Annotated in this window: 9 protein-coding genes; 7 read left to right on the top strand and 2 right to left on the bottom strand. The window is 71.4% G+C overall.

What is annotated here, in order from left to right:
- Positions 1-156 precede the first annotated feature (156 nt).
- Positions 157-1,353, bottom strand: coding sequence for an esterase-like activity of phytase family protein (locus tag AB0G15_RS42745; RefSeq protein WP_362851343.1), 1,197 nt, complete (start codon positions 1,351-1,353; stop codon positions 157-159).
- 842 nt (positions 1,354-2,195) lie between these two features.
- Between AB0G15_RS42745 and AB0G15_RS42750 the strand changes: the two genes are divergently transcribed.
- The 7 genes from AB0G15_RS42750 (at position 2,196) to AB0G15_RS42780 (ending at position 9,434) form a co-directional block, all read left to right on the top strand.
- On the top strand, positions 2,196-2,447 hold the full coding sequence (locus tag AB0G15_RS42750) for a hypothetical protein (protein ID WP_362684443.1): 252 nt from the start codon (positions 2,196-2,198) through the stop codon (positions 2,445-2,447).
- 214 nt (positions 2,448-2,661) lie between these two features.
- Entirely contained in the window at positions 2,662-3,678 is a 1,017-nt protein-coding gene (locus tag AB0G15_RS42755) for a glycosyltransferase family 4 protein (RefSeq protein ID WP_362851345.1), read from the top strand.
- 189 nt (positions 3,679-3,867) lie between these two features.
- The gene (locus tag AB0G15_RS42760; RefSeq protein WP_362851347.1) at positions 3,868-5,007 is read left to right on the top strand and encodes a glycosyltransferase; all 1,140 of its coding nucleotides are present in this window, start codon (positions 3,868-3,870) and stop codon (positions 5,005-5,007) included.
- Complete coding sequence (locus AB0G15_RS42765; protein WP_362851349.1) at positions 5,004-6,059, top strand: glycosyltransferase; 1,056 nt, start codon at positions 5,004-5,006, stop codon at positions 6,057-6,059. The genes AB0G15_RS42760 and AB0G15_RS42765 overlap by 4 nt, the downstream gene beginning before the upstream one ends.
- Before the next feature lie 297 nt (positions 6,060-6,356).
- Entirely contained in the window at positions 6,357-7,841 is a 1,485-nt protein-coding gene (locus AB0G15_RS42770) for a glycoside hydrolase family 130 protein (protein WP_362851351.1), read from the top strand.
- A gap of 164 nt (positions 7,842-8,005) precedes the next feature.
- The gene (locus AB0G15_RS42775) at positions 8,006-8,563 is read left to right on the top strand and encodes a helix-turn-helix domain-containing protein (RefSeq protein ID WP_362684428.1); all 558 of its coding nucleotides are present in this window, start codon (positions 8,006-8,008) and stop codon (positions 8,561-8,563) included.
- Complete coding sequence (locus AB0G15_RS42780) at positions 8,556-9,434, top strand: SRPBCC domain-containing protein (RefSeq protein WP_362851353.1); 879 nt, start codon at positions 8,556-8,558, stop codon at positions 9,432-9,434. Before AB0G15_RS42775 ends, AB0G15_RS42780 begins: the two co-directional genes overlap by 8 nt.
- Positions 9,435-9,505: 71 nt before the next feature.
- On the opposite strand, the gene AB0G15_RS42785 is transcribed toward AB0G15_RS42780, so the two are convergent.
- On the bottom strand, positions 9,506-9,850 hold the full coding sequence (locus tag AB0G15_RS42785) for a hypothetical protein (RefSeq protein ID WP_362851355.1): 345 nt from the start codon (positions 9,848-9,850) through the stop codon (positions 9,506-9,508).
- Positions 9,851-10,204 lie beyond the last annotated feature (354 nt).

A 10,204-nucleotide genomic window follows, 5' to 3' on the forward strand; every position in this document is an offset into this window, starting at 1 on the left:
GGAGGCGATGGCCATCTACCACCACCTGCCGCGCGGCAAGGACGCCCTGATGGACGCGCTGGCCGAGCACGTCACCACCGTCCACGCCGGGGTTCCTTCTCGGCCGGGCCGCCGTCACCTCGTGGTCAGCGGCGGCACCGGTCGTCCGGTGCTATCTCAACGGCCGTCACAGCCCCGGGCGGCGAAGGCCAGGAACTGGGTGGCCTCGTTGCTGTCGAAGTTGTCGTCGGAGCCGACCACCAGCGTGCACTCGCCGTTACGCAGGCGCGGCCCCCAGGCGAGGCTCTCCAGGTTCTGCAGCGGCGGCGGCACCGTGCCGAAATCGGAGATGAGACGCTTGGAAACCGGGCGGTACGGGCGTCCGGCGGCCAGGCTGTCGCGGGTCAGCACGTTCGTGGCACCGCGCAGGTCGATCTCGTACAGCTTGGCCTTGTAGTTGACGCCCTCGATCCAGGAGCGCTCAAGGGCGAGGTAGCGGTTGTCGTCGATCGCCAGGAGCTCCGACACCCCGCTGTCGGACTTGCCGTTCGCCGGGGTCGGCGCGGCCGGGAGCTTGTCGATCGGGTAGGCGTACTGCCCGCGCGGCCGGCCGTCGCGTCCCCACACGGTGATGCGGGCCGTGGCGCCCCGGCTCACGGTCGGCGGCGCGCCGTCCTCGTATCGCGGGCCCTCCGTGATGGCCGCGATGGTCCGCTCCGTGGAGGTCAGTCCCTCGAACCCGAAGTTGCGCCGGGGGCCGCTGGTGGTGGCGGTCATCTTCAGGTTGCGGGGAACGGGCAGCTCCCCGAGGTAGCGGCCCTCGCTGTTGGTCCAGCGGACGGACAGGTCGGACACCGGGATGTTGGGGTTCTCCGCGTCCGGCCGGTCGCCCTCGTTGGCCCACAGCACCCTGCGGCTCCACCGGTCGTAGCGGATCGTCTCGGGATCGGCGGACCTGGGCCGGCCGTAGGCCGGGTAGGAGCTCCCGCCGGGGCGCCGCAGGGTGGTGACCCCGGTGAGGTTCACCCCGGTGAACGCCCCGGTGACCGGGTGGATGTCGAAGCGGCCGGTGTAGAAGCGGGCTGGGTTGTAGCGCCACCGGTCGTCGGATATGAGGTACCAAGTGCCGGTGCGGGGGTCACGGTCGAGACCGGAGAGGCCACCGACGGTGGTCCCCCGGAACCGCATCCTGTGCGGCAGGCGCTGCTCGCCGAGGAAGCGGGTGATCCGGAGCCCCGGCGCCGGAGGCGCGGCCACCGTCGAGGAACCCGCCGATGACTCCGCGGCCGTCGACGCCTGCGCACCGGCGGCTCCGAGGCTGACCGCCGTCGCGAGCGCGGCCGCGAGTGCCGTTATCCTTCGCGAATTGGTCATATGACTCTCCTCTTCCCAGTAATGATCCCGAAAGAACTGGCTGGAATATGAGACCGCGGATTGCGGAAAATTTCCACGAGAATCAACAATTCAATGCCCGGTGGCCGCGCAATGACAGGGCAGAATAAGCCATTTGTCATGCATTTCCATCACCAAATCGGCGATCGGGGCAAGTCGCTTCAAATCATGCAAGCACGGACGTCGAGGACAGCGCCGTACGGGCAGCTCGCACCCAGAACGCTTACGGGCACGGATATCCAGCGGCTCTCGCGATCGCCGAGCCGCAGTCACCACGTCACGTCCGGACGGATCCGGCCGAGGCCGCGCGCATTCGCACGACGAGGCTCGCGCCATTTTCCCGGTACGTGAATCGCACCGGATTGAGAGGCGATCGACCTTTCGTGACGCGGAGAAGTCGCCCTGACGCGCGAAATACCGTTGCGGGGTTTATTTCTCGATCGCGGTAACGTGTACACGAATGCAATGCGCCGGGGGCCGGTCTGGCTCGCTGGCGTTCTTGTCCCGGTTCGCGGGCATGAGAGGCGCCGTTTTGAGCGGGTTGTCGGCCGGTGGCCGGTCGGTAGCCGGTCTGAACCCGGGCCCGGCCTGAGCCCGTGCCCGGGCGATGGCGGATCAGGGCTGCGGCGAGGTGGCGGGGCGGCCGGGCGGGGCAGGGCGGGGCGGCCGGGCGGGACGGGGTGAGGCAGGGCGAGGCGGCGGCGGGGCGGCGATCATGGTGGTCGTTCGCCCGTTCGGGGTGGATCCCGGCGCGAGGGGTACGCTCGATGAGACGCCGACAACTCCGCCGGGTCTACTCCACATGGACATCTGGACGGCGAAACATGGCGGATACCGAACCCGTGTGCGAGCTGCACCTGCGAATAGCCGGGCAGCCCCACGACCTGATGCTGCGCCTGCACGGACACGAGCCCACCGAGGACGAGGTCGCGGGCTGGATGCGCGACGGGTCGGTGGTCAGGCTCCAGGTCACCGAAACGGCCGGGCGAACGCCTCACACCATGCTGGTGAATTTCGGCAGCGTAGTTTTTGCCTGGCTCTGTCCTTACCAGTCCGGCAGAGGGGTGAATCTGTGAGGTCGCGGAAGGACCGGAAACGGGTGCACGCCGGATCCGGTCACCGGTGAGGGCGCCCTCGCCGAAGGAGGCCGCGCAGAAGGCCGCTCCGGTGAAAACGACTCCGGCCAGAACGGCTCCGGCGCCGGAGCCGCCTCAGGCTCCGGCGCCGGCGAAAACGACCCCGGCGAAAACGGCTTCGGCGAGAACGACCCCGGCGAAGGCGACGCCGGAGGTGACTCCGCTGAAGGTGGCCCTGCTGGGACCGGTCGCCTGGCGTACGCCGCCGCGCCACTACGGCCCCTGGGAGCAGGTCACCAGCCTGCTCGCCGAGGGACTGACCGCCAGGGGCGTCGACGTGACGCTCTTCGCCACCCTCGACTCGATCACCTCGGGGACGCTCGACGGGGTCTGCCCCACCGGGTACGCCGAGGATCCGTCCCTCGACGGGCGGGTGTGGGAGGCGATGCACGTCGCGCACGCGCTGGGGCGTTCCGCCGAGTTCGACCTCGTCCACAGCCACCTCGACTGGCTGCCCCTGGCCTTCGCGGGCCACTGCCGCGCGCCGCTGCTCACCACGGTCCACGGGTTCTCCGGGGCGGGGATCCTGCCCGCCTACGCCCGTGCCCGGTCGGCCTACGTCTCCATCTCCGACGCCGACCGCTCCCCCGAGCTCGACTACGTCGCCACGGTCCACCACGGCATCGACCTCGGGCTTCTGCCCTTCGACCCCGGCGGCGGCCGGGGGCTGGTCGTCTTCGGCCGGGTCCACCCCGACAAGGGGACCCACACGGCGATCGAGATCGCGCGGCGGGCCGGGCTGCCGCTGACCGTCTGCGGGATCGTCCAGGACCAGCGGTACTTCGAGGAGCGGGTCGCCCCGCACGTCGACGGCGAGCGGGTCCGCTTCCTCGGCTCGGTCGGCCCCGAGCGGCGCGCCGAGATCCTCGGCGGAAGCGCGGCCCTGCTGCATCCCATCGCGTTCGACGAGCCCTTCGGCCTGTCGGTGGTCGAGTCGATGGCCTGCGGCACCCCCGTGGTCGCCTACCGGCGCGGGTCGATGACCGAGGTCGTGGACCCGGGTGTGACGGGCTTCCTGGTGGACACCGTCGAGGAGGCCGTCTCAGCCGTTTCCCGCGTCGGCACGATCGACCGGGCGGGTTGCCGCGCCCAGGCCGAACGCAGATTCGGCGTGGAGAGAATGGTGACCAATTATTTACGCATCTACCGCGACATAGTGGACCGAGCGTAATCCCCTGATACTGTCGGAGTGACGTAGCCCCCGCGGTCCTCTGCGGGGTCGCGGCAGCCGGGCCCCGATGAGGACGGCCCCCGGCGCCAGGCTTCGGTTCCATCCGCCACCACGCTGGCCGATGGACGTCTTCATCCCGTGAGGTCCGCATCCGTGAGCCGGAGCGGCCGATGACCGGAAGGCTTGGCAGTGGCCTGTACATACGGATTTCTCAGCACCCACCCGCCCACGCAGTGCGGGCTGGCGACCTTCAACTCCGCCCTGGCCGCCCACCTCACCGAGGGGGGCACCCGCGGCGGGATCGTCCGCGTCACCACGGACGTCGACGACGAACGCCCCGTACCCGGGGTCGTGCACACCTGGGCCCCCGGCGGGCACGAGAGCTGGAAGGCGGCGGCCTCCGCCCTGGAGCGGTTCGACGTGGCGGTGGTCCAGCACGAGTACGGCATCTACCCCGGCACGGACGGCCAGGACGTCCTGCCGCTGCTGCGGCATCTCATGGTGCCGAGCATCGTGGTCCTGCACACCGTGCTGACCCGGCCGACCCCCCGGCAGCGAAGGCTGCTCGAGCAGATCGTGGACGCCGCCGGCGCGGTGGTCACCATGACCGGCACCGCCCGCGACCGGCTGCTCGCCGGCTACCACGTCGACCCGGGCAAGGTGTCGGTCATCCCGCACGGGGCCGCCGACCACATGCGCGTCCCGGCCCAGCGCCGCCTGCGGCCGCACCTGCTCACCTGGGGGCTGATCGGCCCCGGCAAGGGCATCGAGTGGGCGTTGCAGGCGCTCGCCCTGCTGGGGGACCTCTCCCCCTCGCCCACGTACACGATCGCGGGCAAGACCCACCCCAAGGTGCTCGAACACCACGGGGAGGCCTACCGCGACCGGCTGCAGCGGATGGGGGCGCGGCTCGGCGTGTCCGCCTCCGTGCGGTACGACCCGGTCTACCGCGACCAGGCCTCGCTGATCCGGCTGGTCCGCTCGGCCGACGTGGTCGTGCTGCCGTACGACTCGCACGAGCAGGTGACCTCCGGTGTCCTGATCGAGGCGGTGGCCGCCGGGGTGCCGGTGGTCGCCACGTCGTTCCCGCACGCCGTGGAACTGCTCACCGGCGGGCCCGGCCTGCTCGTCCCCCACGAGGACCCCGCGGCGCTCGCCGCGGCCGTACGCCGGATCCTCACCGAGCCCGGCCTGGCCGAGGACCTCAGGAACCGTACCCACGCCCTGGTCCCGACCCTGCTGTGGCCGGCGGTGGCGGCGCGCTACGAGGACCTCGCCCGGGGCCTGCTCACCGGACGCCCGGCGGCCGTGGCGGTGGCCCTGCCGTGACCCCCGCAACCCCCATGCCCCCCGCGGTCGCCACCGCCATCCCCGGTTTCCGGCACCTGGCGCGGCTGAGCGACGACACCGGCCTGTTCGAACACGCCAGGCACGCCGTCGTCCGCCGCCAGCACGGCTACTGCACCGACGACGTCGCCCGCGGGCTCGTCGTCACCAGCCGCGAACCGGCGCCGACCCCCGAGGTCCGGCGGCTCGCGGAGTGCTACCTGGCCTTCCTCACGCACGCGCAGGACGGCTCCGGCGCGTTCCACAACCGGCTCTCCCACGACCGGCGCTGGACCGACGAACCCGGTCTCGGCGACTGGTGGGGCCGGGCGCTGTGGGGCCTGGGCACCGCGGCGGCCCGCAACCCCGCCCCGTGGATCCGCGACGAGGCCCTGATCTCCTTCGCCCTCGGCGCCACCAGGCGGTCCACGCACCCGCGCGCCATGGCCTTCGCCGGGCTCGGCGCGGCGGAGGTCCTGCGCGTCCTGCCGGACAACGCCCCGGCCGCGGCCCTGCTCGCGGACGCCGCCCTCGCGATCGGCGTCCCCCCGGCCGATCCCGACTGGCCGTGGCCGCAGCCTCGGCTGACGTACGCCAACGCCGCCCTCGCCGAGGTGCTCATCGCGGCGGGCCACCTCGGCGGCGATCACTCGATGCTCGCCGACGGCCTGCGGATGCTGACCTGGCTCCACGACATCCAGACCAGGGACGGGCGGCTGTCGGTCGTGCCCGTCGCGGGCTGGCGGCGGCACGCCCCGCGGGACCGCTACGACCAGCAGCCGATCGAGGTCGCCGCGCTCGCCGACGCCTGCGCCACGGCGGGCGCCGTCACCGGCGACCCCGCCTGGCGGGCGGGGGTGTGGCGGGCGTCGGCGTGGTTCCAGGGCGCCAACGACCGGGGTACGGCGATGTGGGACATCGCGACCGGCGGGGGCTACGACGGCCTGACCCTGTACGGGCCCAATCTGAACCAGGGCGCGGAGTCGACCATCGCGCTCATCTCCACCCTGCAGCACGCCGAGCGCCTGGTGAGCGAACGGAGTGAGGTCGTCTGAAGGCATCGTGCCCTGGTCACGGGACCGGCGGGATGATGTCATGGGTGTCATGACGGGATATGGCGCGACCTTCACACGGCGTCGCGTCCCGGCCGCGCTCCTCGGAGGACGCCGCGCCCCGGCCGCGCCCTCCGGAAGGTGTCGCGCCCCGGCGGCCTCCCCCGTAAGGCACGGCTTCCCGGCCGCCACCCCCGCAGAGTGCGACATTCCCGCCCCCGCCCCCGGAAGGCACGGCTTCCCGGCCGCCTCTCCCGGAGGGGGCCGCGCCCCGGCCCCGAGACCCCCGAACGAGGCGCCATGACCATCAGGGACCTGGCCACCCGGCTCGACCAGACCCTCGCCCCCGACCCGCGAAGAGTGATCATCAAACTGTTCGTGCCCGGCGAGGACGCCGCCCTGGCGCGCAGCCGGGCCGCCGCACTGATCGACCGCATCACGCTTCTCGGCCACGACGAGACCGCCGCGCTCCTCGAGGAGACGCTGCGGGGGTTCGGCGACCGGCACAGCGATCTCGCGACGACCTTCCTGCACCACTACGACCTGGTCCGCTACCGGGTCCCGAGCCATATCGACCTGCGACCGGCGGCCCGCCTCCTGGTCGGTGCCTACTTCAGCCACGAGTACGCGGTGGAGGGCGCCGCGCTCTGCAACCCCTCGATGGTCGCCCATCCCGACCAGTCCGGCCTGAGCCCGGGACGGCTGCGCGTGGTGATCAGCACGCGGCAGATCGGCGAGGGTCACCTGTCGTCCATCGGCTTCGTCACGGCGGTGCTCGGCCCCGGCGACGAGCTCGTCGTCGCCGACCGTTCGGGACCGCTGATCACCGGTCCCCGGCACGGGGTCCCCCATCGGCGTGACCTGCTCGCCGCCGCGCTCACCGACGAGGGATGGGACAACGAGGTCTCCGCCACCGTGCTGGGCTCGCTGCCCGACCTCTTCGACGACGACGACTTCGAGCAGGCGGTCGCCCGGCTCCCCACCGACCTGCTCACCCGCACCACCACGCACGGCACCGTGGAGGAGCTGCGCCGGGCGACCGCCTCCGACTACGCCGTGACCTTCCCCGCCGACGTCCCGATCGAGCGGCGGGTGCTCTGGCCCGCCACCGCGGCCGAGAGCAACGGGATGGAGGACGCCCGTTTCGTGAGGATCGTCGATGAGGACGGCACGCCTTCGTACCGCGCCACCTACACCGCCTACGACGGGCGGCACATCCGCTCGCGCATGCTCGCCAGTGACGACCTGCGCACCTTCGAGGCCACCTCGCTGCGCGGGCCCGCCGCCGCGAACAAGGGGATGGCGCTGTTCCCGCGTCCGGTGGGCGGGCGCCGGCTGGCGCTGTGCCGCTCCGACGGCGAGACCATCGGCCTGACCTCCCTCGGCGAGGACAGCAGGTGGCGGCGCCCGAGACCGCTCCACACCCCCCGCAGCAGCTGGGAGCTGATCCAGGTCGGCAACTGCGGATCCCCCCTGGAGACCGAGTCCGGCTGGCTCGTCCTGACCCACGGCGTCGGCCCGATGCGCCGCTACGCCATCGGCGCGCTGCTGCTCGACCTGGACGAGCCGCACCGCGTCGTCGCCGAGCTGCCGGGCACGCTCCTCACCCCCGGCGACACCGAGCGCGAGGGGTACGTGCCCAACGTCGTGTACTCCTGCGGCGGCCTGCTGCACGCGGGCGCCCTGTGGCTGCCGTACGGGGCGAGCGACGCCCGGATCGGGTTCGCCCGCGTGACCCTCGACACCCTTCTGGGGGCGATGCGATCGTCCCCGGAAGGCAGGTGAGCCCCGCACCCCCGCCCCCCCGGCCGCCTGGCCGGTCACCGTCCGGCGGCCGCCGGACGACGGCCGCCGCGCGGAGGAGACGCCGACACGTACACGACGCCGAACGAGTCCTCCGGCGTCACCCATTGACAAAAAATAATTTTACGTACAAGGTTGATTTTGCGATGAGAGACGTCCTGTACCTGGAGCAGATCGAGCAGGCCGAGGCACTGCTCAAACCGCAGCGCATCGAGGTGCTGCGGCAACTCGCCGAGCCGCGATCGTGTACCGAGGTGGCGGCTCTGCTCGACCAGACCCCGCAGCGGGTCTACTACCACGTCAAACGCCTGGTGGAGGCGGGCCTGGTGACGCAGGTGACCGAGCGCAGGGTGCGCGGCATCCACGAGGGCGTCTACCAGGCGAGCGCCCGTTCCTACTGGCTCTCGCCCCGCCTCGTCGGCCGGATCGGCCTGCGCACGACCCGGGACGACCTGGGTCTGGGTTACCTGCTGGACCTCATGGAGGAGGTCCAGGCCGACATCGGCGCGCTCGACAGGACCGCGCCGGAGCTGCCGTCCATCGGCGTGTCCGGCGAGATCCGCATGCTCCCCGAGCGGCGCCAGGAGTTCCTGAACGACCTCCAGGCGGCACTGCAAGACCTTTTCACCCGTTACGGCGGCGCCGAAGGGGACGCCTTCAAGCTCGCCGTCGCCTGCTACCCCAAGGGAGAACCCCGTGAGTGAGCCGATGAAGCTGAGCGCGCGCGTGACCGCACCGCTCAAGGCAGTCCACCACGCCCTGACCGACCCGGGCGAGCTGCGCGTCTGGCTGGCCGAGCACGCCGAGGTGGAGCTGCCGCACCGGTACGCGTTCTGGGGGCGTCACACCCCCGACGGGCAGGAGCCCCGCCAGCGTCCGCTGCACGTCGACGACCGTACGCTGCGCTTCTCGTGGCCGCTCGGCGGCGAGGAGACGACCGTCGAGATCAGCCTGGAGGAGGAGAGCGCCGAGTCGACCATCGTGACGCTGACGCAGACCCACTTCGACCAGGAGGCCGCGATGGCCGACAGCGGCGTCCTGGGGATGACGCAGACGTTCTGGTGCCTGTCGATCGCCAACCTGGTCGACCACCTGGAGGGCCGCGAGCTCACCCCGAAGGCGGACTTCACCTCCCCGGTCCTGCGGGAGGAGCTCGTCATCGGCGGCTCGCCGGAGGCGGTGTTCGACTCGCTCGTCGACCCGGAGAAGTTCAGCCGGTGGTTCGGCTACAAGGTCGACATGGAGCCGTACGTCGGCGGGCGGTTCGCGATGGGCGGCTTCGAGGCCAACGACACGCCCGCGAAGGTCGTCGCGCTGGAGCCCGGCCGCGGCCTCACCCTGGAGTGGCCGGGTCTCGGCGTCTCCAGCTGGGAGCTGGAGGGGTCGGGCGGCGCGACGCGGCTCACCTTCGTGGAGAGCGGCTTCGACGAGAAGAACCCGCCGTACGCCGGGTGGATGGGCTGGCTCAGCGGCATCGCCGAGCTGCGCCGTTTCCACGAGCTGAGCGACTGGCGTCCGATCTGGCTCGACGCGAGCGTTCCGGGCTCGCCGGAGCAGACAGGGGTGAGCGGCTGACCACGAGGGGCGGGGTCGGCGGCATGCCGGTCACGCCCCTCCGTCATCCCCGTCACACGACCTCGTGAACGTCACGGGGTCCGGTGAGTTTCACCCGATTCCATGGAGCGCTTCGCCTTCTTCATCTTCATCCTCATGGCGACCGATCCCGCCAGGAAGGCGGCGACCAACACGAGGGAGACGATCCGCCATTCGCTCGGCCAGTCCAGCGCCTGCGGCAACGTCAACGCGACCAGGGCCAACCAGAAGAGCAGCAGGTACCACGCGTACGGCCGCACCGGCAACGCCCGGTCGCCCTTGGAGTACAGGGGAGGGAACCGGCCTGTCGCCAGCGTGTAGACGCTCTGTGCGACCATCACGCATCCCGAGACCACAATGACCCAGTTGATCACCGTTAAAATTGTGTTTTCGCTCATCAGGATCGTTCCCCATCCCCGTCGCCTATGGACGGAACCCGCCTTTCCCGACCGTCGGCCACCTGCCCCGTGATATGCGAGGAAAACCCTTCATTCGAACGACGGCACGCGAATTCGGCCCGCCTTTTCCCGCTCCGAAGATGAACTGCGGAAACGCCGGACATCTATCGGAGATCTAGCTGACGCAGAACTCGTTCTCCTGGGGGTCGAGCATCGTCACCCCGTAGTGGTCGTCGTTTCCCTCCAGCGTCGTCACGCCCGCCACGGTCGCCTCCGTGTCGCCACCTCGCCGGCCCGTCGCGCCGGCGTGCTCGCGGGGGAGCGGGAGGGCTCACCGCGGCTCCGCCTCCGGGC

The sequence above is a fragment of the Streptosporangium sp. NPDC023825 genome (assembly GCF_040639575.1).
Classification (GTDB): Bacteria; Actinomycetota; Actinomycetes; order Streptosporangiales; family Streptosporangiaceae; genus Streptosporangium.

Coding starts and splice junctions, on each gene's coding strand:
- AB0G15_RS42775 (WP_362684428.1), top strand. CDS start 8,006: ATGAGAGACGTCCTGTACCTGGAGCAGATCGAGCAGGCCGAGGCACTG.
- AB0G15_RS42785 (WP_362851355.1), bottom strand. CDS start 9,850: ATGAGCGAAAACACAATTTTAACGGTGATCAACTGGGTCATTGTGGTC.
- AB0G15_RS42750 (WP_362684443.1), top strand. CDS start 2,196: ATGGCGGATACCGAACCCGTGTGCGAGCTGCACCTGCGAATAGCCGGG.
- AB0G15_RS42745 (WP_362851343.1), bottom strand. CDS start 1,353: ATGACCAATTCGCGAAGGATAACGGCACTCGCGGCCGCGCTCGCGACG.
- AB0G15_RS42770 (WP_362851351.1), top strand. CDS start 6,357: ATGACCATCAGGGACCTGGCCACCCGGCTCGACCAGACCCTCGCCCCC.